Origin of the sequence: Bacillus sp. FSL H8-0547 (assembly GCA_038002745.1) — a bacterium.
GTDB lineage: Bacteria > Bacillota > Bacilli > Bacillales > Bacillaceae > Bacillus_P.
In genome coordinates, this window is sequence record JBBODD010000001.1 from 1198310 (window position 1) to 1223529 (window position 25220).

15 protein-coding genes and 1 pseudogene are annotated in these 25220 nt (G+C 38.3%); 2 read left to right on the forward strand and 14 right to left on the reverse strand.

Annotated features, from left to right (window positions below):
* Positions 1-34: 34 nt before the first annotated feature.
* The 7 genes from MHB63_05845 to MHB63_05875 all read right to left on the reverse strand — a co-directional run bounded on the left by MHB63_05845 (position 35) and on the right by MHB63_05875 (position 10244).
* Complete coding sequence (locus MHB63_05845) at positions 35-538, reverse strand: ATP-binding protein (protein MEK3806100.1); 504 nt, start codon at positions 536-538, stop codon at positions 35-37.
* Positions 539-875: 337 nt separating this feature from the next.
* Complete coding sequence (locus tag MHB63_05850; GenBank protein MEK3806101.1) at positions 876-1394, reverse strand: hypothetical protein; 519 nt, start codon at positions 1392-1394, stop codon at positions 876-878.
* 682 nt (positions 1395-2076) lie between these two features.
* The gene (locus MHB63_05855) at positions 2077-2895 is read right to left on the reverse strand and encodes an RES family NAD+ phosphorylase (GenBank protein ID MEK3806102.1); all 819 of its coding nucleotides are present in this window, start codon (positions 2893-2895) and stop codon (positions 2077-2079) included.
* A 280-nt stretch (positions 2896-3175) separates the two neighbouring features.
* Positions 3176-4189, reverse strand: a complete 1014-nt coding sequence (locus MHB63_05860; GenBank protein ID MEK3806103.1) for a hypothetical protein — start codon at positions 4187-4189, stop codon at positions 3176-3178.
* Positions 4190-5294: 1105 nt separating this feature from the next.
* The gene (locus tag MHB63_05865) at positions 5295-6524 is read right to left on the reverse strand and encodes a hypothetical protein (protein ID MEK3806104.1); all 1230 of its coding nucleotides are present in this window, start codon (positions 6522-6524) and stop codon (positions 5295-5297) included.
* A 116-nt stretch (positions 6525-6640) separates the two neighbouring features.
* Positions 6641-7891, reverse strand: coding sequence for a hypothetical protein (locus MHB63_05870; protein MEK3806105.1), 1251 nt, complete (start codon positions 7889-7891; stop codon positions 6641-6643).
* A complete protein-coding gene (locus tag MHB63_05875; protein ID MEK3806106.1) occupies positions 7884-10244 on the reverse strand; it encodes an AAA family ATPase in 2361 nt (786 codons plus the stop codon). Before MHB63_05875 ends, MHB63_05870 begins: the two co-directional genes overlap by 8 nt.
* A gap of 447 nt (positions 10245-10691) precedes the next feature.
* Here MHB63_05875 and MHB63_05880 point away from each other — a divergent pair, with 447 nt between their 5' ends.
* Both MHB63_05880 and MHB63_05885 read left to right on the forward strand, forming a co-directional pair.
* On the forward strand, positions 10692-11651 hold the full coding sequence (locus MHB63_05880) for a hypothetical protein (protein ID MEK3806107.1): 960 nt from the start codon (positions 10692-10694) through the stop codon (positions 11649-11651).
* 114 nt (positions 11652-11765) lie between these two features.
* Complete coding sequence (locus tag MHB63_05885; protein MEK3806108.1) at positions 11766-12065, forward strand: hypothetical protein; 300 nt, start codon at positions 11766-11768, stop codon at positions 12063-12065.
* A 538-nt stretch (positions 12066-12603) separates the two neighbouring features.
* Here MHB63_05885 and map read toward each other — a convergent pair.
* The 7 genes and pseudogenes from map to pdaA all read right to left on the reverse strand — a co-directional run bounded on the left by map (position 12604) and on the right by pdaA (position 25162).
* Positions 12604-13194: pseudogene (gene map, locus MHB63_05890) on the reverse strand (type I methionyl aminopeptidase).
* Positions 13195-14299: 1105 nt separating this feature from the next.
* Positions 14300-17383 (reverse strand): HsdR family type I site-specific deoxyribonuclease, encoded by a 3084-nt coding sequence (locus MHB63_05895; protein ID MEK3806109.1) that lies wholly within the window; start codon positions 17381-17383, stop codon positions 14300-14302.
* Between the two features lie 14 nt (positions 17384-17397).
* Entirely contained in the window at positions 17398-18660 is a 1263-nt protein-coding gene (locus tag MHB63_05900) for a restriction endonuclease subunit S (GenBank protein MEK3806110.1), read from the reverse strand.
* Positions 18657-21221, reverse strand: coding sequence for a type I restriction-modification system subunit M (locus MHB63_05905; GenBank protein ID MEK3806111.1), 2565 nt, complete (start codon positions 21219-21221; stop codon positions 18657-18659). The genes MHB63_05900 and MHB63_05905 overlap by 4 nt, the downstream gene beginning before the upstream one ends.
* A 785-nt stretch (positions 21222-22006) precedes the next feature.
* Entirely contained in the window at positions 22007-23398 is a 1392-nt protein-coding gene (gene rlmD / locus MHB63_05910) for a 23S rRNA (uracil(1939)-C(5))-methyltransferase RlmD (protein ID MEK3806112.1), read from the reverse strand.
* A gap of 16 nt (positions 23399-23414) precedes the next feature.
* A complete protein-coding gene (locus tag MHB63_05915) occupies positions 23415-24278 on the reverse strand; it encodes a DNA-3-methyladenine glycosylase (GenBank protein ID MEK3806113.1) in 864 nt (287 codons plus the stop codon).
* A gap of 83 nt (positions 24279-24361) precedes the next feature.
* Positions 24362-25162, reverse strand: a complete 801-nt coding sequence (pdaA, locus tag MHB63_05920; protein MEK3806114.1) for a delta-lactam-biosynthetic de-N-acetylase — start codon at positions 25160-25162, stop codon at positions 24362-24364.
* Positions 25163-25220 lie beyond the last annotated feature (58 nt).

A 25220-nucleotide genomic window follows, 5' to 3' on the forward strand; every position in this document is an offset into this window, starting at 1 on the left:
CGGAATATGCTTCGGGAATAGGCTGCCGGACAATCTACCCTTTAGATCCTCCACTAAACTCTATAACATGTAAACCCTCAGATGCATCTGGCTCTTCGAAGAAACTTGTGACATGATGAAACACCGCTTCCGTATCAAAAGCCGCTCGTTCAGGTTGTTCCTTACGTCTTTGAGCAATTTGGCGCAAGCACTGGTCGTCACTCAGGTTGAGATAAATCAGCTGATGGTCTGCATGAACCTCTTCAGCCAAACCTAAAAACCATTTTCGCAGCTTTTGAGTGTTGGCCGGAAAGTCCATAACTACATCTGTACCAACAGATAATATGTTTTGGACATGCTTTTTCACCAGTGGCTTTAGCTGCAGTGCAAATTGTTTGTAATCCTCAAATGAATCAATCTGATTCGGATAAAGTGATGAAAGCCATTCATCCTCTGACAGCAATACCGCACGTTTATCTGACGCCAATCGTTTTGACTCTGTAGATTTTCCGGCGCCCATTTTTCCGCAGAAGAAGTATAGGGTTCCTAGTTGGTTCAGTTGCTATCCCGCCTTTATTAATAATTGGTTTTATCGTTGATCGTTCTTCTTACTCAGCCTTGTCCATCTACGTTTCAAAGGGATTGGAATTAAAGCTGCAGGTCTACAAAGCTACTTACTATTCCGGTAAGGGCCGATTGCTGATCTGCAACCATCTCCTTGGACCGTCTGTAGCCATTAGCAAGGTCATGTTCAAGAAACTCCATATTGATAAATGTCTGAGCGGTCAAATTAGAATTAGCTGCATTTCGCAACTCTGTTATGAAAGGCAATCTTCATATCAACGAGGCTTAAGCATGGTAACTGCTTCAACATGTTTTTTGCCAGTAAGATAGTACTAATTAATACGCAATTTATTATCGTTTTTGCATGGAGATCGCTTTTGGGCAGGGGGAATTTCATTCATTGGCATTAGATTCTTATTGCATTTTTCCGCTAGAGTTTTTATACGCTCTAGAGCTTTGGGAAAACTGATATTAAATGTTTCTTCTTGTCCCTGTGGAATATCGGTTTTAACTATTAATGTAGTAACTCCATTTTTTTCGGTAAGAGAATAACTCTCTTTTCCACCAGTCCACTCTTTTTCGCGCTCCTGCTGTCCACTTTCTTTTGTGTCTGCACCGTGCCTGAATAAAACAAATTCATTTGATGTAAGTTTCTCTATCAGACTTGTCACACCGTAACCATTTACAGATGATATAAACTGGATTTCATTTCCTTCTTTCAATACTCCTTTCATAGATGTGCCTTCATCAATTATATCTGCCCAGTCACGGAATGTTGTATCTTCCCAAAGAGTTGTCCAGACACTTTCTTTAGAGGCATTTATTTCGATTGAGAACTGAGTTTCTTTCATATTTTCCTCCTTCAAATAAATGGTTTTACCTAGAATACACCATAGTCTCGAAACTTTTGAAAATGGGCGGCATTTACAGATGTTTTACTTCTCCACCCTTGAAATCAAGACTAGAAAGCACTGTGGCGTTCTCATGATTCCAAACTAGTAGAACCATCTCAATACTTCACCTTCAAATCTATCTATCAAATCTCTTTTTGATTAATTGCGTTTAAACTCAAAGTATCTTATAAGTGTAAGACGATAATGTGAATCATTTGTTAACAACTTCAATCAGAGTAGGAGTTAATTCTGTTTCACCTTCGAAAAACTGCATTAAATTTAAATACACTTTTTCCATGTATATAACTCCCGATTCAACCTTAGTAACTATCCAAATAATACCACATTCACTCATCCTTAATTTGTATTTTTAAGTTCAAATTTAAAAAATAGAGAGAACTCTCAACAAAAAGCTCACAAATGGATTAACAAAGTTCTCATGCTGCCAAATAGTAAAACCATCTACTTGCTAACTAAAAAAATGTATCCAACAGAAACTGCTGGATACCTTCTCATATAAATTAAATACGATAAAAATAGACTTTAATGTTAGTTCATTAAAGCCTTTAGCATAATCCTTTTTAAAATAGAGATGTTATTTTCATTAATCCAAGTTTTATCTCACTAGATGTGTTTGTAGTTAAGTTAGTGTATGATATTCAAAGCGACGCACTTTATTCAAATATGCTATATGAACAGGTATAATTTCATCTTTCAGCATCAAATATTTAATCGCATAATTAATTTTCATTTTTTTCCTTGCTTTATGTGGTGCTAAACAAAGACATTTTGAACCTTTATCAGCAACAGATGGATAGGACCACCCATCAAATTTGTAAGTAGTGTATGGATAGAAAAACTTGGCTATTAAATTTGAAACAACGTATTCGTGTTCCATTCCTGTCTCAACTTCCCTCGTAAATTCTTGTTTTAAGAAATCAGCTATTACTCGGTATGCTGGATCAAATTCGTCATTTTCATGTGCGTATTCCCCTATATCAATTACATTTATATCTTTTTTAACATCATAAACGATTAACCAAAAGTATTGGTCATATTGCATTTTCATCTCTTTCATAGCAGTTTCCATGTCTTCAGCAACGTACAATACAGATTCCCCATTTTTGTTTACTCGTCCTGTATTCGCAAACTTAACAGGAGGGTTCCATGCATCGCTTTCTATTTTCATTTCCTCTAAAGTATCTCCGCAAATTCTAACACGATAAAGAGTAGAACCCTTCATTATAAGCCGAGAAGAAGATACCATGTTTATTACAGAATGACCGACATTTGGATCTGGCTGATACGAAATAATCTCTCTAAGAGCTGATATTATGTCCCCATCGTCTGCTCTTTTTAAATCCAAACTTCTAAGCTTATTTATCTTTTTTTCTATGTTCTCTGGCTTAAAAAATCTATCATCTCTTTTGTTAATAGGAATATCCAATCTAATTTTCATGTTTAGCAATACTCCTTTTTCTCTATCATAATCATTCTATATATTGTGGGTATTTGTTACGCCAAGTTTAAACTAGACTATTTATATAAGGTTTCCTAGTTTTAATTCATCTTGGAATTTTACATGTATTTGAGAATGTTAAACTAATGAATATACTTACAAGATTTTCATGTTAACACTGCTAAACCATCCATAGAATCATCAAAAGCATTTCATTAGTTCACTATAAAACCACCAAGTACGGATGCTGCATAAATTACCATTTTATGCAATTCAATTATTAAGTTTCAAACTTAAAACTTATTTTTATTGCACTTCTTTTTACAATTTCAAGTAGGGCTTCTTTCTTAATTGTAGGATAATAACATATATATCTTTGGTCATCCGTTTCTATTTTAAGGGAAATATCAAAACTTACCACCCTAAAATCCCCCCATGTTCCAGGAACATTTTTAGGAAGTGAGTACCAGGCAGTACCATTCCTAAAAAAATTTTGTTGACCTTCTATAATATGTATCTCTCTACTCCAGTCTTCAGGATTAGTATGGACTAAATCAACAAATCCCTTATGTATATCATTTTGTTTAAGGACATTTAATCTTAAACTATCAATCTTGACTCTTATGTTTTTGAATATTAGATCAGGGCTTTCAGTGAATTCATTTCGTACGTATGGCATGGTTATATATAATTTATTAAGGTAGTATGTCAAACCAAGAAAAGCACATCCAATTGATATTAGTGATTTATCTTTTTCGATATCTGTTAACTCATCAGCACTTGGAAAACTACTGATTTTAGGGATATTGTCTAGCTTCCATAAATACACTAAAAACCATATAATTAGTCCCGAAATAATTAAACATACGATACTAATTAACCATAAATCCGTTTTTAAATATGTAACTACAGAGATAGAATGACTATGACTATTCCACAACAAACCTATAGTAATCCACCAAATTATTAGTACTGCAATAATGGACCATTTAGTTACACTTAGTACCCCACTCATGACACTATCTTTTTTGTATAATGTCTTATATGTTACTAGAGATTCATAAAAGCTTTTGGTGGTGTCATCTATATTACTTGCGCTGTCATTACTAATATTAATGTCGAAAGAAGCTCTTAAAGTGTGAATATGCCAATACAACTCTCTAACTTTTAGAAGTATATGTTGAGTATTTAGGGAGATAAAGATAGCTATTAAACCTACGAGTGTCAAAAGTGATGATGTAAAAGTAAAAACAATTCCTGTTGCATCCTTATTAATCACAATATTTGTAAACATACTTAGATCATCTCCATTTTATTTAGATTGCATTTTAGATTAAATCAACAATGCCATATGCTGAAATGCGTATGTGGGGATCCCCATTAGTAACAGAAAACACATTAAAAATATCTTAAATTTCAGCAATTATCTTTTTGATTCATTAAATCTTGCTAAGATGCTTTAGTACTATTCAGCTTCAAGTCCTTTTTTACTAGCCCGTCGTTAGTAATACGACATAAGACTCTTAAAAACCTTCAAAAATCGAATTCTAAAAACCTATTATTTTCGTATATATTCCAATTACCTAGAAAGTCCTCTATGTTCGGTGTACGGTGGTTCATACGTGAATTTGACTTACGAATAATGCCAAAATACTCTTCACGCAATACAAGTTCTTCAAATTTATCAATTGTATTTTGGATTTTTTTATTCTGAAGATTAAATAATGATATGTAACCTCCCTGAAATTAGCTGATCCTGCTCGTAATTAGTTTGAATGAAGGCTATTAATTGCTTCATAGTAGGATCTTATGACTTTATTCTACCTTCTGCATAACCTTTTTCCCCAAGCTTTAAAGATAAATCACTTTCTAAATCAGATGATCCTGGGTTAAGTAATAGACACGCGCCAATGGATGTTTCAGATTCTCCCCATTGAATGTAAGTTGAAGTTCGATAAATATTTTACTTCCCCTTTTTACAAACGAACCGTGGCCTTTGGTAAATCCAATTTCTATAACCCCTTCATCTTAAGTTATACGCTAAATCAATAAATGGCTTAATTTGTTCAAAATCATCTATCTACTCTATCCTTATTCACAATAGCGCGAGCGACGGTTCCTGTGTTTCCTTGTAACCGCAAGAACACTCAAAAACCTGTATTAATTTAAATAGTATTTCTTTGCAAAAGAATTTTAAGGTCTTAATTCCTTTTATGCAAAACTAGTGCCATTTTCAAATACTATTGGCTTATGCAACCCTTTCCTTCCCCTATCAAAAGTTAATTTTATGGGTTCAAGTAAAGCTTTAAACTTTTCACCACCTCCATTTTTTTAAATCAAAAAAGCCAACAAGATAATCTTGAAGGCTTAAATAGCATGTTCACAAATTATTTATCTACTCATCTTTCTGGCACAAATATTCGTTGTTTGTTATTTTCATTAGGAATATAAAGGATTTCTATTTCTTTAAATGGTATTTCAACGACTTCATCAATAATTTTATCAATTCCATCGCTTTCCTTGTTTTGTTTTATACCTTTTTTTACTGTGCTCAATTTATTTCTTTCCGAATCAACTTTTTCTTTTGCTTTATTTACATCGAATTTAGATTTACCAGCAACAACCGACTTGATTCCAATTTCAGCTAAAATGCCCCAACCAGTAGAACTATTATCAGTTAATTTTTCTAATGATTTTTCAAATTTTTTATTTTTATTAACCAATTCGTTAATACTTCGCTGCTCTATCATTGAATAAATCTTCTCAACTTCTGATTCATAACTATGATAAAAACTATTAACATAATTTTGTTTTAATTGGCTTGTTAGTCCATTAATAATATCTATTTGACCACCGATCTTCATTCTTGTTCCAATTTCAATTAGTTCTGCAAACAAAGATAATTTACTAGCCTCAAAAGCAATTGTGAAATCAATATCCGAAAGTTTCTGTTCCTCTTTCCCTTGTCTTTTCAAACGATATATATATTCTTCATGAATTTCATCTGTAGTTACTTTATAGTTCCTAATAGCAGATAAATCAGTAGTATCAACAAATTCTCTATTTGCAATTTCAGACAAACCATTTCTAGCTGCAATCAAACGCCCAATGTTTGTATCATGATGAATGTTTAGAAGTTCTTCTAATTTCGCATCTATATCTTTAATTTGAGCATTAATTTTTTCTAAATAATATGTCCCTGAAACAGCTGACATCACTTGCATTCCTGCTGAAAGAATAATTGCTGGATTCACTGAAGCACTTAATCCAACGCCAGCAAAACCAGCGTGCTCAACTAAACGTCCAGACGTGTCTCGCACCATTGTTGATGTAGTTCCATTTGCAAATTTAGACAAATTGGCGGGATTTGTAGTTGCAGCAAACAAGCCATTAGGTGCTTGTTTTGCAATTTGAGCTAAAGTCATTCCTTGATTAGCAACTTGCAATGCAGTTTGTGAAACGTTACCCGTCATCAATGACAAGTCAGTTACAAAGACCTCCTTGTATTTTTTCTTTGCACCCAATTTATCATCAGTTACTTTTTCCAAAGAAAGCTCACCGCCGATAGGGCTAGAGACAACAATTTCATTGATTTCATTTGAGTTATTTAACATTTTATTTTCAGACATTTAAACTATCTCCTCGGTTTTTTTTCATTAATATATTTTACCCAAGGGGCTGCTACAATGTCCGTATCAGTTCCTCCTCGTGAATCGACTGCTAAGCCCCACATGAAGAGCTTTTACTAAGTAACTATAGAGGCATCCTCGGTTCCAAGTCTAACCATCTTCTCTACTATCATGCCAATCCGCTTCTCAATTTCCTCCCTTCTCAACCCCCTGTCCAGCTGCAGGCTCCACTGATGAATCGTAAACGAACTGTTCTTAATTGAATCACTCCGCTCTCCTCCGCCTGCATACAGCAAAATGCCGTGTTGTGCTCTTCTTGCCGTTAAATAAGCGAGCATTTGAAAGACGTTGCTGTTAATCGAAGAATCGTCTCGGCGTGAGATATATTTTAAGTCCAGTATGATCTCGCGGCCGTCTCTTTTTTTTATTATTACATCAGGAATAATCCTGATTTTCCCTCCTTTGGCTAGGGAGTCATGCTTTTGTAGGCTAACTTGCATGCCGTACCTACCCAGTTCCTTTATCAGCCGTTTTCCGATATACATTTCAAATAGCTCGTTCATATCAAGAAGAAAAGAGCTGCTTTTCCTGTCCCCAAGCTCAAAGCTGAGTGCTGACGTCTGCCAATATAATATCGCCCACTGAAAGGCAGACATGTAATGCATATTCAGTCTTGTTACCGGAAGAAGCTCGATTTCCTTCAGCTGTTCTGCAGAGACTGTGCTTTTTTTCAATGTAAAGCTTTCTAACTCCCTGCCGAATATATACCTTATCTCCCGCAAATCATTTAATACAATTGGATCCTCGTACTCTCTATGAAGCATATCAGCTAGGGCGCAGACGATAATATGGTTTTCCTTTACATTTTCAGTCAGTTCGTCGTACCGGCAGTCAAATTGGTAATCATGCTTCTGCCAAAGCTGGAGAGTACGTTGCGCCTGAAGTTGTCCCCTCATAGCCCGAAGGGGTGCTTCCTCAGTAATATAACCCTTTTTGATTCCCCGGGAGTATATCTTCTTGCATTCATGAAGGAAAAACTTAACGACCCATTCCAGATCGCCTAGCTGCTTTTGAAAACCTGTTTCTGTTCTGCTCCAATGGACAGAATTCAAATCATATGCAGCTGCAAGCCAGTCCCAGATGACTGGGAGATCCACCTTTGGAGAGATTCGGAACTTATAATTTCCCACGCGGAACACCCCAGCAACTGCTCCTGCCCGTAGGCTGTAATGGCTTTCCCTGCCTGTATGCTGCAGTTGCACAACATTGGAATATGCCTGCCTTAGTATGACCGCTGTCTCTTCCGGCAGATATACATCGTTCACCTGTTCATATTCCTTCAGATTGATTACTTGTTCATCACTCATTCTCTTCAGCACCGTACTCTAGCATAAAATCCAGCTCGAACTGCTCCAGCTTCTGCCTGTCATGGACAAAGCACTCCTCAAGGTAAGGCATAATCTGATATTTCCAGATACGCCTCAGCTTCTCCATAGAAAGATCCTGCCCAATAAAATAACTGTGGCCGATAGAAATATCAGGATCACCGATCATACCATTCACTTTTTGAACTAAATCAGCTACCCACGCCATCTCCGGCTCATTGTCCAAAAGATAATTCTTCAGTACGCTCTCTGTCTCCTTCGCAGAAAATGGAATGAACTGAAACCTTCTCCTTAAAGCGAAATCAATTTGTGCCAACGAGCGGTCAGTAGTGTTCATCGTTCCGATTACGTATATATTTTCAGGTACAATCAATTTCTTTTTCGAATAAGGCAGCGGTACAGACGTATTCCTGTACTCCAAGGCATACAGGAGTTCCCCGAATACCTTCGCTGTATTTGCCCGGTTAATCTCATCGACAATCATCACATATGATTTATCCTGGTTCTCCGGTTTCCTAGCCTCCTGGCAGAGGAACGTAAAAATGCCGGGCTGCACTTTCACCGAAAGCTGCTTTGACCCTTCTTCTCCAGCAAGTTCCGGGCGTAGACCTTCAATAAATTCCTCGTATGTGTAGGATGGGTGGAACTGGATCAGCTCGATCCGCTGTGGCTGCTGGGTTAAAATTTTTGCGAGGCGCTGTGCGATAAAGGTCTTTCCAGTCCCTGGCGGCCCGTAAAAAATGACCTGCCGTTTTTCAGTGAGGAGCTCGAGCCATTCCTCCATGTTTTCTATGCTTACATATGTTTCCTTCACTGCGTCCTCAATTGTGTACGGCTTTCTGCTACCGGTTCGCTTCTGGAGAAACAATTTTAGCTCACTGATAAATTCCCTGTCATCGAGAGCCTGGATAACTTTCCCTTTCTGCAGTTCCCCTTCTTCATTTACCGTGTAAAGATCCGCATGGTAAAGCTCCTCGTCCTCCCAAATTATCACCAGGCTCATCATATCTTCTTTCGCTTCGCCCCTGTATTGCCAGATGAGATTGTCCGTGTATTCTTCGTTGAGTCCCGCTTCCTCCCAGTCGGCCGTCTGCATTTGTGAAAATTTATAACCTTCTTCAAAAAGCACATCCCGGATTTGAAGCGCGAATTCATCTTCTGCGATTGGGTCAGTTCCGTCTCCATTCGGGTTGGGCTCTGCTTGAGATATCTTGGTCACATAGTATAATAAGTTACTAATCGACATCATATCAAGCTCATATGTTTCACTTGACAATTTCACAATGTCTTTGTTCAGCTCATAAAGCTTATTGACGAAAAGAAAATACCTATTATGTTCGGCAGCCTGTGAGTCCTCAGCCAGACTGTAGCCTAAATACTCAAGACCTTCCCGGCTGGCTTTATAATAGATCGGATATTTATCCATGTCCTGGATGCCCCAGAAAAAGCTGAGGAAGAAGGTCATAAATTTTATCGTCGGGCATTTTTGCGGTGGAAAACCTTGTTCAATAGCATTTTTCTTGAGTTTTTTAATATAACCTCCAAAACGCTCGTATTTTCCTTTCGTCCAGCTGAAGTCTCCTTTTTCATGAGCTGGGATGTCAATTGCTTTTAAAAACTCATCTTGAAGCTGGCAGACTGTTTCGGTGTACTCCGCCATATTGTACAGTAGGTTAAAGAACATCTGTCCCGAGAAGCCGCTGAATCCCCATAGGTTAATGCGTTCCCCTTCAAATTCCAGCTTTGCTTTCATCTTTTGGTCAACCTTTTTCTTAAACACTAATATATCGATCTCGCCATTCCGTAGTTCGTCCAGCTCTGTAAAATTAGAAATGAACATCGATCTCTCGTGTAAAATGAAATGGTTCCTTAACCGTACTGTTTCGTCTTTATCATATAGGAGGACCCACTCCTCTAGGGATCTCGTTTTATATCCCAAAGTCTCTTCCTTCACAGTTGAGCCCTTGTACATCTCGTCCTTCAGTAAGTCTACAAGTTTATCGATATCTTCATTTGAAGTAATCATGATATCCGTTTTTTGATTCCCTAACTCAATGCCGGATTTTCTCACCTCAGCCATGTTCACCTTATTCGTTAAAATCACATGAACATGCTTATATTTTTTTCTCGGAGCTGCAACAACAATTCTCTTACCTTTTGAATAATAAAGCATCCTCCCGTACCCCCGCTCAGGTGTGGGGCTATCGGCAGAAGAATCTACAATATCATTATTGAATAGCTGCTTCTCCAGATATTCCATTAAACTCTCGGATTCTTTATTAGCCTGATATATTTTCTTCGTTTCAGATTCGTTCCAGCGAATTCCCTTATTCACCACAAAAAACCGCCTCCTGTATCGCTTTGTGTATTAGGTACAATTTTCGACATTCATAAAAAAATCCCTGCCGATTAGCCAACAATGGGACACATCAGGGACAGGTTCACTGCCGTCGAAAATTTAGGATCACGTTACTGACCTTTGATGTTGTGAAATTAATTTCTAAATAAGGATTAAAATCAAAACAAAAAGAGCCGGAAAAACAGCTCAGTTCATTAAATAACGTATACGAGAAATTTTTCAGTATGATCTAAGTTTTCTGCTTTTCCATTGGAAATGGATGAATTTTGAAAGTACAGGGACGGTGCTATTGCTTAAGAAGCAGGAGAACCGTTTCCATGTTTTGAATTCATACTCATATGATTAAAATTTAATCAAAAATGCAGGATTTTATAAAAAATTGAATTCTAATAGAATAAAGTTAGAAATGGAGGTGAGAGTAAAGTGAAAAATTTTCATAATAGTACTCAACTAAGATCAAAATATGTGACTTTATTTAAGGTTCTTAGATTTAACCCTGAATCCTTTCAAAGTACTTTTTTATTAAATGAGGATATTAATGATGATGAATTCAATAAAGATTTATTATTAGCAAAAAAAACCGAGGAAATTACTACGATGGCCTTTGAATGGTTAATAAGGAATGTTGCCAATGTCAGAGAAAATCAGTGGGAAGCAAGATATCGTTTCTTAGATGATTTGAAACAGCATTTGATATATGCTCAATCATTTAAAAGAGATGAGTCAAATTTGACAACCAGATGGAACTCTTTACTTCAGAAATTCATTGACCAAGAAAAAAGGTTAAATGTAAGAAACTCTAAAGACATTATAATAATGCTCGAAAAAATAAAAAACTTAGTACCTTCAGTAGACACACTTAATAACGCGATAAATAATTTTGGGGAGCTGACACCAGATAAGAAGAGTGAAAATTTATATCATTTAATAAACGATTATTATGAATTGTTAGAAAAAGGAATGAGGAGTGAACAAATAAATGTATCTTATGGTAGCAAATTTATCATATTTTTGCAGACAGAACTATTAGCCAAAAAGATTCAAAAATATAACCAAAACTATCAAAACCCTAAAAGTTGCTATGAATGGATATTACATCAAGAACATAATCACTTTAGGGTTACTCTTCAACTATGTAACTATATCAAAAATTTGTTAGGATACAACAACTCTATTATTTATAAAGAATTAAAAAATGATATTGAAAATCTTAATCAAGAGCAGTGTCCCTTTTTTTATACTGAGAAATTAATTAATCAAGCTTATAAAAAGGAAAAAAACCAAAGAAATAGTGCTTATTCAAAGAAGTACAAAATGGATACAATTAATCAAAAACATTTGTTACATCAATTTGTAGATGATCTATACAAAGAAACCGACTAACAGGCAAAGGTGGCATCAATAATATGAACTTTAAAATTATTGTAGTTATTTTAAATGAATTTCTAAAAGCTGTTAACAATGTTCGGACGACTCTTGAAAGAAAGGTTGAACAAAATGATTGACACTAACCCTCCCTACAAGTCAATTGAATCGGTCTTAAAAGGCAAAGGGAACAAACTAATTCTATCAACCGGTGTTTCCATAGGAGTCACTTCTGGGGGAGTAATTGGTGGTTTATCAGGTGCAACAATAGGAGCAGGCATTGGCTTTGTAGCTGCAGGCCCTATAGGGGCTAGTATTGGTTATGGCATTGGTACAGTATGTGGTACCATAACAGGAACAACAGGCGGAGCATTTCTAGGAAAAAAAGCAGCAAAAATTATAAATAAATCTTTATCGGAGGAAGATGTATGAAAGACAAATTCCTTAAAGGGGCTAAAGTTGGTTATGAAAACTTTATTCTAATGATATCTGATATTTTAAATAAAATAAACGATAAATAGTTAAGTCTATGAATGCACCGTACATTCCATTGCTTTCGAAGGCTTTCTACACCTATTCACCAAGGGAAGATAAGCAGCTTATATTTTGTGTCAGGAAATCCATCCACATTATCAAGAAAGAAAAAGTACGTATTCCGTTCTCTTGCTTTTGCGTGTATCCAGAAGACTCAAATTGAATTTTTTATAGTCATTCGAAAGCATTTCTATCGCTGAAATCAGAGTACCCGCTTCATATACCGCATTCAGAACCTACCCACCCTCTTATTTTCGTATTTTTCCGAAAGGCATGGGTGATACCTGTTTTAACGTAAATGAAAAGAAGCAGGAACCTGTCAACGGGTTCCTGCTCTTTGTTTTAGAACAAATTGTCTAGCTTAAAGCTTCAGTGAAATAGAGCTGTGCATCATGTAGAATGGGTTACCTTTTCTTAAATTTGTTTCTAACAACCTTTAAAAAGTTAAAATAATCAGCCCGTTTTTCGTAAGGATAATCGTATGTTCCACTTGAGAAACATAGCTCTTTTCCGTAGCAAAGGTCCAGCCGTCATCCAGTTGGAACACTTCTTCTTCAGAGGTGGAAATAAAAGGTTCGAAGGCGATGACCATTCCTTCCTTTAGTATCTCGTCATCCCACGGGTCATTATAATTTAGTATATGGTCAGGGGCTTCGTGGATTTTACGACCGATCCCGTGTCCAGTAAGGTTTTTGATAACTGTGAACCCATGCTGTCTCGCTGTTTCAAATACCGCTTTTCCGATTCTGCTTTTCTTGGAACCTGGTTTTGCTTTCTCTAGGCGTGCTTCAAAAGCTTTCTTCGCGGTTTCACATAATCTCATTAAGACTTCTTCGCCTTTCCCCACTACAAATGAGATTCTCGTATCAGCGAAATAACCGTTCTTCGAAGCTGACACATCGATATTGACGAGATCCCCTTCCTGGATTACTCGGTCACCCGGAATCCCGTGTGCCACCTCTTCATTCACACAAATACACGTATACCCGGGAAAATCATACTCGCCTTTTGGTGATGAAACAGCCCCTCTTAAAAGAATATTTACGTTTACCTGATTACAAAAGTGGAGGCTAATAAATACTAGAATAAATTTCTATTTGAATGAGATGGCCACATTTTAATTCAATTCAGATTTAACCTTTTAAAACACCTCTATAAACATAAAGAGGCAACTCCCCGAGGGTTAGTTGCCTCCTTTTTATTCAGTAAAAATAAACTCTTACTACTTTGTACATTCTTCACACATTCCTGCACCACCTAATTTATACCATCAAAATAAAACTCTGCACTTCCCCAATAATTAGGAGAAATACAACTTAGCATTAATATAAAATAGTAGCAAAGAATCTGTCAAATAGTATATCATGTAAATTACTTGTTAAAAAAAGCCAAGAATACCGATTAATCAGTGTCCTTGGCTTTTTATTTTGTACAATATAGCAAGAAAGTGAATTTCCCCAACCAATTTCCATTCATAATCTACAATAAATATGACCATTTATTTAGCATGTAAGCAAGTGTATTTTCCCCTAATCAATGAAAATCTACGAATATTGAATATTTATTTAATATCTCTTCAAATGTACCAGTGTCTTTAAACAATAAATATTCAATGTTAGTACAATTCCTATGCATTAAAGTGTATAATTCTGTCATAACAATGCTATCATTCTTCTTAAGTAAATTTTGACATATTGGACAAAAAATTTTCATCTTTTTCCCTCTCAGTTTTTCTAAAAGTGATATTCGCAGAATGAAAGATATAGAATACTGTAATTCATTATTGCTTTTCAGAAGAGTATCTCGCTACATTTTTATTCTATAAAAGTGCAAGCATATAGGGAACCAACTCTATGCTCAAGCGTTTTAGAAGATTTGAGAAACTCAGAACAATTCTCTCTGAGGAAATATCATAATTAAGAGCTTGTCATTTCTGACAAGCTCTCTTTAATTATTTATGAAACATCACTAATAATCTAGAATGTTTTTTTCTCGAGTGGTGTTTCCGTGGTTCACATCTTATCCGTTCTGCACTTTTCTAATTTGATTTCATCTTATCATCCTCATATAAATTATTTCTTTATTATATTCTATTCCTTTTTAAAAGTATTATTCTAAATTTTCAATCATACTCAATTATATCTATGCTTTATCTCAGCAATCAACTTTGGAAAGTTCTCAGTTAATGTCATTATATGTCTTAACCTGTTGCCGGCCGTTTGATTTTTTGCTTTCTCAAAATCAATACTACTAATGAGCTCATTGATGTAGGGTACAGCATCTGGCTGTGATGGGGAATATGAGCTAACTGATTTTCCAAGCAGCTTGCTATCTAGTCCCCACTCCAAAGAGAAATCATTTACTGCTTTTTGCATTTGATTTGCTTTCCATATTTCAAATGCCTCATCAAAATTCATATTACTAGATAAATTTCCTGGTACCAACTCGGTATCGACAAACTCCCTTAATAATTGGGCTTGTTCATTATCTCCCATATTACTTAATTCTTGAATTTGTTGATAAATGATACGTAGTGTTTCACTATCTACTGTTTGCACGCCATTTGATGAGGTGATTTTTGAATCGATTAAACTAAGAATATGATCCGCATCAATTACTTGGGTGCCTGCTAATTTTGTTTTACCGACAAGAATATTGACAGGTGACGGCAGGGGAGGAGTGCCGGGTTTCCAGGTTAAGTTTTTAAACGCACCGACATATTGCAACCACGTATGCTCATCCATTCCAAAGGCACTATCATTCCATTTAAATTCGTAGTATTGTTCCACCAGGTTCAACTGCTCAGCAGCATCTTTGAAAGCAAGTAGGAATGCTTCTTTTTTCTTCTCATCGTGTTCGATCGTTTGCCAATCTGTGGGGTCAGGTAAAGTCGGCACCAATTCAGCAATTGTTATTGCAAACTTCTCAACGGAAGTCTCATAGGGTTCTACAATTGCTTTGCTACTCTTGCCACCACTTCCATACAATTTCAACGCTTGATTTACTATTTCTTCAGTAATTCGAGGGTACTGGAAGTTAATAATCGTACCGAATTCTTTAGTTGGACCATACACACGATTTGTTCGTGAGTAGGCCTGAATTAAACCTTGAAGTTCAAGTGATCGGTCAACATAAAGCGTGTTCAGACGTTTAGAGTCGTAACCTGTGAGAAGTTGGGCTGCCACGATCACGAGGTCTATATTCTTAGGATTTCGTCCACTTCCACCCCGAGTAGCACGTTCCACAACGTCTTCAAAGTAAGCATCCTCGCCGTGTTTTTTATCACCGGCAACAAACGAAATACCTGTAAATGAAGCGTAGTCCTTAAACATATCTTTTACAATCTTAGGATCTAATGGTGTAGGGTCATTTTCGTTACCGAAACTAAACGTCATAGCCACATTCAAATTTTCCCCGCGCCCTGTCAGTTGTTTTTTGAATTCGTCATAATAAGCGATGACACGATTTTTATAAGCAACTGTCAAAATCGCATTAAATTCCCTTCCTTGCGATTGTGATTCCCAGTTATTCAGAATCTCTTCTACAACGCGTGGAATATGTGTTTCATCTTGATATGTAAGCAGCGCTCTTTTTTTTGCTTGCGTTTCTATTTCGGCTTCGGATAATTCTTGAACTTGGCGTTCGATTTCTCTATCAGTCATATCAGGACGTTCTTCTTTCATTTTCTCAACAAGTTGCTCTCTTAAATCTTCATAGCTTTTAAATTCCCCAGTGTTGATATAGTCAACGTGGAATCCTAATACGTTTTTATCTGCGATTGCTTCATCAATCGTATATTGATGCAACTTTGGGCCAAACAGCTTTTCGGTCGTATTGATGATCTCACTTTTTTCGTTAATTTTACCTTTAATCTTATTTTCATCAAATAGAGGTGTGCCTGTAAAGCCATAGAAGAGACCATTTTTCTTAAAATAGCTTTTTATGGTTCCCATCATTTGCCCCATTGTCGTACGATGAGCTTCATCGATAATAAAAACAATTTTCTTATCTGCTAAACTAGCATCATGCGCTTCTTCCATTTCTTTAACTAGCGAATTCAGTTTGAATGTTGTCGTTACCACAATGCCATTTTGAGCAGACTTCAGTTTCTTTTTTAGCTGGTAGGTAAATTTCGTTTCATCAACGGAAACTGATTCATAAACAGCGTATGCTTTAAACTTTTCACGGGTATTTTTATCTAGCTCACGTCTATCAACAAGAAAAATCACTTTATCGAATCCTGCTCTCGTCGATAAAAACAAAGCCGTTTTGAAACTTGTAATCGTTTTTCCAGAACCAGTCGTGTGCCATACAAATCCACCGTGTGGCAATTTATCTTTATTGTCCCAACCGAATGCTGCGCCTTCTACAGCCTGTAAGGCATGCACTTGATAGGGACGCATGAGCATGTGCCGTCTGTTTTCTTCCTCACGTGCTTCATCAATGACTAAATAATCTCCTACCATTTGATGCGCCATGGGAATCATCAAGAATTGTCCTATGACTTTTTCCCAAGCATTTACAACATTGTTTTCTTTATCTGCCCAATGGAAGACAAAACTAAGATTAAAGTCTTCAGCTGATTTAGGTGTAGCAAAATAGCGAGTAGCGATTTCAGAAGTGATTACCATCATCTGCGAAAAAGCCATGAAGTTATGACTGTACTCACCGTCTCGATAATAGCGCATAAATTGCCCATATGCTTCATCCAGCGTTTTGTCCGTACGTTTTTGCTCAATATTGATTAATGGTAAGCCGTTGATAAGTAAGACAATATCAAAGCGGTTGTTATTTTGCGTCTGTACCTCTCTAGCAATCCGGTAGCTTGAATCTCCTCCACGTACTTCAGCTTTTTTAAAGATTGTCAACGTGATTTGTTTTCTCATGATATTGGGGTTGTCATCTCGGTAAATACCGTCAATCTTGCCTTTTGATTCTTCGATGGCTAATATTTTTGCTGCCTCATAGCTGTTGCTGATTTGATTAACTTTTGACATGACTTGATTGAACTCGTTATCCGTCAATTCGACGCCTTCAAGCTGGTCAGCATTAATACGGTTGAGTTCTCTACGCCAGTGTTTAACTAAGTCAGCAACAGTAACTTTTTGCTTGTTTCCGTCTAGAAAATCAGGAGCTTCCCATTTATATTTTTGTAGTTCCTTAACAAAGTTCTCTTGAAAAGTCTTTTCTGCTACACTTTTTGGTGCATTACTCATGGCTTTTGCCTCCTCTAGACAAACATCTCAGTTAGGTATGCTTTTTTCATGCTTTGTAGTTTTTCTAATTTACGTTGATGAATGGCAATGAGGTGATCAAGTTGTGCAAAGAAGTCACCAATTTTCTTTTGTTCATCTTTACTTGGTAATCTAATCTCTTGATTCTTCACTAAATCAGAATTCAAGTTAACTTGACTGCCAGGCTGTCCATATTTTTGCCATTGCGGGCGGAACATTTCCAACCACTGGAACAAAAATTCACGGTAAAATACTGGATCTTGAAAGATTAAAAATCCATCATGTACGCCAGTCTTAACATAGTTTACAACGGGTTTTCCAACTGTTGCAGCGATACTTAGTAATAAATGTGGTTTAGTTAATACACGAGTTTTTTCTTGCCCGGCTGTTGATAAACGTTGTTTTAGAAAATAAATACGTCCATTTTGCTCAGTAACATCTGCAATACGTAACCATCCAACATCAGATTTATCATCGAACCATTTTGAATCTTGAATGGGCCGCGGACTTGCACCGCGTACAATATCTGCTAATTCTCCAATCTTCCGCTGTTCCCAAGATTGGGTAAATCCTGCAAATCTTCGTTTTGGTTTACACTCACCTTCAGCTGGAAACATTTCCGAAAGGTAAGCAGATTTTAATAATTTTAACTTTTCTAACTTTCGCTGATGAAGGGTTATACGGTGGTCAAGGTTCATAAAAAAAGAACCAATCTTGGCTTGTTCTTCAAGATTTGTAGGTAAGGTAACTTTTAACTGTGACATAGATTTTTGACTTACTCCTTTAGCTGTTCCTCCACTAGACAAAGCAGATAGTTTTGCAAATGTTTTAGGAGAGCTTAAAAGTACAGCAAGAAAGTCATCGGTAATCTTTTCTGGATTAACATCAAATGCAATTGTTCTTTGACTTAGGATATAGCCATTATCATCAGGTACTTGGGCCACATTTCCCATTGGCGCTTCAGTTGTAAAAAGCACTTGTCCTTTTCTTAATTCACGTCCAGTCATCCATTTATCGTATAATTCTTGATTTCCATAATGAGCATCTGCACTAGGGTCAATATATCCATTTTTCACATTTAAAGCAGATAATGCCAAATAACCGGTTTCGCTCCAGTCTAGTCCTAACTTTTTCGGTGTTCTTCCACGAAAGTCAATAGTATTTTTGATAGTGTCGAAGAAATGGTGATCTTCCCAAGCGTGAGTGTTTTGAAACTCCTTAAATCGTCTAGTGGGTATTAAATTTGTTTGTTCTGTCATGATTCCACCACCAATTCATTCATCAAGGCTTCAAATGCTGATTTTAAGTTGCGACTTTCTTCATCAATCGCTGACAACGTATCAGCATAGCGATTGTGCAACATTTGTAGCGTATTTAACTCGGTTTGTAACGGCAGTTCTATTAAACGAACCAAAGCCTTCACTGTATTGCCAAACCACTTTTCATACATCAAGTTGTCGATTTCTTCATTTGTCAACATTAAGATTCGTTCTTGTACAGCTTCTTTTAGTGCTTTTTCATCTGTTTTCACTTCTTTACTGAGTTTTGATTTATCTGCATGTAATTGTTCAACATTTTTCAGATAGTTATATTCACTAGTCCCCATGCTAGCTTTTTTCAACTCTATTTTGACCAGCTTATTATCAAAAGCTTCACCGGCTTCATTCAACGTATCTCCTAAAGCATTGGCTTCTTCACTGTCCTCTACTTTCGCAGCTTCAACTAAATCAGATAGCTCATTTTCAATTTCTTGAATGCGTGTTTTCTTTGTTTCTATTTCATCTAGCTCATCACTGTATAAATGTTTAGCAATCAACTCATTTGAGACGATACTGCCGATCCAGCCGTCTTGCTCGACACGTTTTTTGTTGCCAGTTCCCTTAGTTACCATATTTGGTTCACGTGTGCGTCCGGCTGTGTAAAAATCACTTAATGCAATGATTTCCGTATCATGGGACAATGAATTCTTCCAAATTTCTGCGACAATTTGATAGCCATCATATACATCAATATTATTGAATGCTGACAAAATTAATTTTATTTCATCGAGCATGTCGTCCATCAACTGGGGCAACTTACTGATATTATCTACATTTCGTATAGTATCGAAATGTTTATTAATAAAGGATACTACTTTTCCTTCGATTTCTTTTGACTTTTCAATAACGCGTGAATCGTTCAAGACCATATAAGAAATTTCCTCAACTGGTTTTAGTAGCTCAACATAGCCGGCACGGATTTCTTTCAAAGATCGTTCTAAAATATCCGGCACTGTAGACTGCAAAACCTTCAAATCGTCTATATTTTTTTGAGGAATCCCACCAAGTAAGTGTGCATCTACATCTTGCGGAATTTCTTCATCAATAGCTTCAATATAACGAGGAATGTTCATATTGTATTGATTTTTGAGAATATCCTCTCGTTTTACCAATTGGCTATAACCCTTTTCTTCTCTACGTTCAACGAACGTATCAACAATTTTAGCAATATCTTTCTCTAGTAGAACATTTTGTTTCCCTACTTTAGTAAAGCCACGAGAAGCGTCTATAACAAGTACAGGCTCACCGGTTTCTCGATTTTTCTTCAATATTATTATGGCTACAGGAATTCCTGTATTGGTAAACAAGTTACTTGGCAAGCCGATAATGGTATCTATGTAATTTTTCTCAAGTAAACGCTCTCGAATCTCTCCTTCTGCAGAACCTCGGAAGAGCACACCATGAGGCAACACTATCGCCATAGTTCCATTTTGTCCTAAGTGGAATAATCCATGTAAGAGGAAAGCAAAATCTCCTTTGGAGTCTGGTGGCAATGCACCAGCTACTTCGAATCGAGGATCACTGACCTTAAGTCCTGCTTTGTTCCAGTTCTTCGCAGAATAGGGTGGGTTCATAACAACCGCATCAAACTGCACGCCTTCATTTGGACGTTCTGGATCTTCTGGCCAGTCTTGAGTAAGCGTATCACCATTCTTTATGGTCATCTTTTCTGGACGCACACCATGGAGCAATAAATTCATACGAGTTAAGTTGTAGGTCGCTGTATTCTTTTCCTGTCCGTAATAACATAAATTCTTTTGAACATCTTCATCTAAATGTTTCTTTACAGTTAAAAGTAACGAGCCAGAACCAACAGTTGGGTCATATATTGATTTTATATCTGACGTTTTCGCTACAATTTGTGCCATGACTTCACTGACTTGTCGAGGGGTATAGAATTCTCCTGCCTTCTTCCCCGACTCCATCGCAAACTGACCAATGAGGTACTCATAAGCATCGCCCAGTACATCGCCTTTTTGTAATGCAACCATATTTAAGTCTGCAAACAGCAAAATTAGTGCCTTAATATTTTTGCTGCGCTCATTCAAGTTACTACCTAAGGCGGTATCCGTTAAATCCAGCGTAGAACTTGAGAACAATCCTTTGAAGTCATTCGTATCACCAGATACGGCAATCGTACGTTCGAAGTTATTCAAGCTATCCGTTACTTTTTGAACTTCAAAATCTCCAGAATTAATATCTTTAATCCAAGTTTGATAAAGATACTCAGGCGAAACATAATAACCGAGCACATTTTGAATCATTTTATTTAGCTGTTCTCCGTATTCTGCTTGTGCTTTTGTATATTCCTCTACCAATTCAGATTGAGTAAATTTCTCTAATCCACTGGTCACTTTAAATGTTTCTAAAGTTTTATCACTCAAAAACTTATAGAACATTAACCCAAGCATGTAATCTTTATAACGGCTGGCATCCATTGAGCCACGCAGTTCATTAGCGCCGTCCCATAATCTACGTTTAATTTCTTCTGATGTAATCACTTTGTATCCCCCATTGAACTTTCTGATAAATTCTTTGTATTATGTTGGTATTATTCTTAACTTATAGCAATATTTCTTCTCTATTATAGCAGTTTAATGATATACCCGACTAAAGTTTTGTTACAAATAGATGTAGGCAAAAAAAGAAGAGAATGACCTGAAATATAAGGATAGAATACGGGCGGCTGCACTACAGACTGATCAGAAAGCAAAGAACGCTTTCTGTCATTCTATACATGTCGCTTCGGTACTAAAGAGAGCGAAAACCACGGTCTGTATGGCTGAAGCTTACATGCCGTAGGTTCCTGCTCTCTTTACGGCTCGCGCCGCCATACCAAACAAGCCGTAAATACAAATTCCAAAATCAAGATCCACGAGAGAAAAGAAAAAAGGGAACTAAGCTAACGCCTGCTTTGATTGGTCTTTTTCCCTTTAAGAACCAACTTCGTTTCGTAAGCCAAAAGGGAAAACACAGAAAAAAACGAACGATCAAAAACAAATAGAAAAAATGAAGAGAAGAACCTGCAGAGAAAGATATGGTATTCCAGCAGCCGAAACCGATCAATTCGCGTTTTTAGAATACGAACGGGCAAGGCGCAAATGTTGCCAGAAAAGAACGAGGAGACATCACCAGAATCAGCATGCCAAATATTGTATTGTTATTTCATTTGAAAGTATTGAAATATTTAATTTCTGCAATCCAGCAGAACTGTCCTAGAAATTACTGTAATTAATGCAAACGAAAAAAAGCAGGAACCCCGCTAAAGGTTTCCTGCTTTCTATTCCTACTTCAATACAAACCTCACCACACACTCCACATGAGCCGTATGCGGAAACATATCCACAGGCTGAATATACTCAACCTTATAAGCCTTCGAAAGTGTCTTTATATCCTTCGCAAGTGTCGACGGGTTACACGACACATAAATAAACTTCTTCGGTTTAACCTTTAATATCGCACCAAGCAGCTTTTGGTCGCAGCCTGTTCTTGGCGGATCGACTACCACAGCGTCGGGTCTCCAGCCTTCACCAAGCCATTTTGGGAGCCAGTGTTCGGCTGTGCCTTTTACGTAGGTGGCGTTTTTGAAGCCGTGTTTTTTGGCGTTCTTTTTGGCGTCTTCGACGGAGTCGGCGATGGTGTCCATGCCTCTGATTTCTTTGGCGCCGTCTGCGAGCCACATGCCGATGGTGCCTACGCCGCAGTAAGCGTCGACGATTTTTTCTTTGCCGGTGAGCTGGGCGGCTTTTTTGACTTCGTCGTAGAGCTTGACGGTCTGGACGGGGTTGAGCTGGAAGAAGGCCCGTGCCGAGAGGTCAAATGTCAAATCTCCTAGCTGTTCCTGGATGACTTCTTCTCCATCTAAGTGGACGGTTTTTTCTCCGAAGATCAGGGATGTTTTTTCCCCGTTGATGTTTTGCATAATGGATTTGACTTCAGGGAGACGTTTGTTGATTTCGCTGACGATCAGGTCCTTGCGCGGCAGGTTTTCCTGCGCGGTGATGAGGACGATTTGAACTTGTCCGCTTTTGAAGCCGACTCTGCTGACGATGGTCCGGACGATGCCTTTGCGTTTCCGCTCGTCGTAGATCGATACTTTCAGGTCCTGCAGAATTTGCTTGACGGTCTGTACCGCTTTGTTGGTTGCTTCGTGCTGCACGATGCAGTGATCGATATTGACAAGGTGGTGGGAGTTCTTGCTGTACAGTCCTGCAATGACTTTTCCGTTTCTTAGCCCTGTCTGGAACTGGCTTTTGTTGCGGTAGTTCCACGGGTCCTCCATGCCAATCGTCTGTCTGATGTCGGTTTTGCCTAGATCAAGTCCAGAAAAACGCTCCATCGCCTGGACAACAATGTCTCTTTTTTCATGCAGCTGTTTTTCATACGAAAGGTGCTGAAGCTGGCAGCCTCCGCATTCGTGGTAGATCGGGCAAGGCGGGTCCACTCTGTGAGGGGAGGCCTTCCTGATTTTCTTCACTTTTCCCTCGGCAAATTTGGCGCTGATGTTCGTTGCTTCCACGACCACTTCTTCATTTGGGAGAGCACCTGGTACAAATACGACCTGCTTTTTGAAGTAACCGACTCCTTCTCCGTTGATTCCGAGTCTTTTTATAGTTAATGGAAAGGTTTGTCCCTTTTCCAGAGGCACACCTTTGTTCTTTTGTTCCTTGGTCTTCATGTTTGACGCTCCATTTCTATTCAATGCTTCTCCATAAATAAAGGGAAGCATAGCTTAAATAAGGGTCCCACTCCCTGCTCAGCTCCTGCATTTCTTCCAAGGTAGGCTTGCGGTCGAGTCCAAAATGCTTTTTCATCGCGTTTTGAATGCCGATATCGGCAACCGGGAACAGATTGGGCCGTCCAAGTCCGAACAGGAGCAGGTTCTGGACCGTCCATGGCCCCACTCCGCGGATTTTCACGAGCTCCTTCAGGATGTCCTCGTCCGGCTGATCCTTCAATTCTTCCAGGTTTATTTTGCCTTCTGCAATCAGCTTTGATGTATCGATGACATACTCTGATTTGCGCCCGCTGAACTGCAGCTCCCGCAGGTCGCTGTAGTCGAGTGCCGCCACTTTTTCAGGAAGCGGATAAAACCAGACTCCGTCCACCTGCTCGCCGAACGTATGGACGAACCGCTCTGTCAGCGTATGAGCGAACTTCAGGTTCAGCTGCTGGTGGATGATGCATTTCATCAGGCACTCATACAGGCCAAATTCAAGCACGAGCGGCGTGCCGTCGTGCTCCTGAAAAATACCGGCGATGTTTGAGGAACGAAAATGGGTCTGAACGTCTAGCAGTGACGTATCCCACTGAAAAATGCGCATCGTCTCTTTTAGAGCAGCCTCGCGGTTCCCGCTTCCGCTCACTGAAAACTCCGGTGCATCCTTCGTTCCAAGAGCCTTCACCTTCACAACAAACGGCTTTTTATCTCCGTCCCTCATCGGAATGGATACTTCGCGCTCAGACATCATCACGTGATGCAGCGGATCCATGGATAAACGGTCAAGGACACGGTCAAAATCATATGGAGGATCTATCTTTACTCGCTCTTCCCACATTCGTTCTCAAACCCCTTATTTTTGATACTGACTATTATATCATGAAACGCCCGGGGAAAAGGGAAAACTCCCTGTGACCACTGTCAGAGGGAGAAAAAGTATGGCTGATGGAAGGTCCGGTCTATCATCAAATCGTCCAGGCTTTTGAAAATATAGCCTTGTTTGCGCAAATCCGTAATGGCTTTGTCAAGCGCCTCCGCGTTGTCCTTTGAAACGGTGTGCAGCAGAAGGATGCAGCCGGGATGGATCTGGCTCATCATCTGATCATAGGAATATCTCCAGCCCTTTTGTGCATTCGTATGCCAGTCTACAAAGGCAAGTGACCAGAAAACCGGCTGATACCCGAGCTCTTTCGACTTAGCAAGTACCCGCTCGCTGAATACGCCCCTCGGCGGACGGAGATACTGAATCCCCTGATAGCCTGTTAGCTTTTCCGTCTTTTCTTTCACAGAGTCCAGCTCTTTTTTCAGTCTTTCATCCGTGACTTTTGTCAGATCGGGATGGTGCCACGAGTGGTTTCCGACAATGTGCCCCTCATCTGCCATGCGTTTTACAAGGTTTGGCTGGTCAAGCAGGTAGTGCCCCGTTACAAAAAAGGCTGCCGGCACCTTTTGTTTTTTCAGGACATCTAGAACTCCTTCTGTGTAGCCATTCTCATAGCCATTGTCGAAGGTGAGATAAATGTATTTTTGGCTTGGATCTCCCATAAAAAAAGCGTCATATTTCTCAAGCAGCTTCACTAGCGGTTCCCCGGGGTTCGCGGATTTATGGTTTCTGCTTTTTTCAAAGCCCCAGTTGATCGGCTGGTTGGAAACAGCTGCTGCGGGCTGAATGCCTGACAGGAAAAACAGCAATAGGCATGTTGCAAGTGTCCAGTATTTCAACTTCTTCACTCCCCTGACATTGTTCTACTTATAGTGTCGGGAAGTGAGGGAATTACAT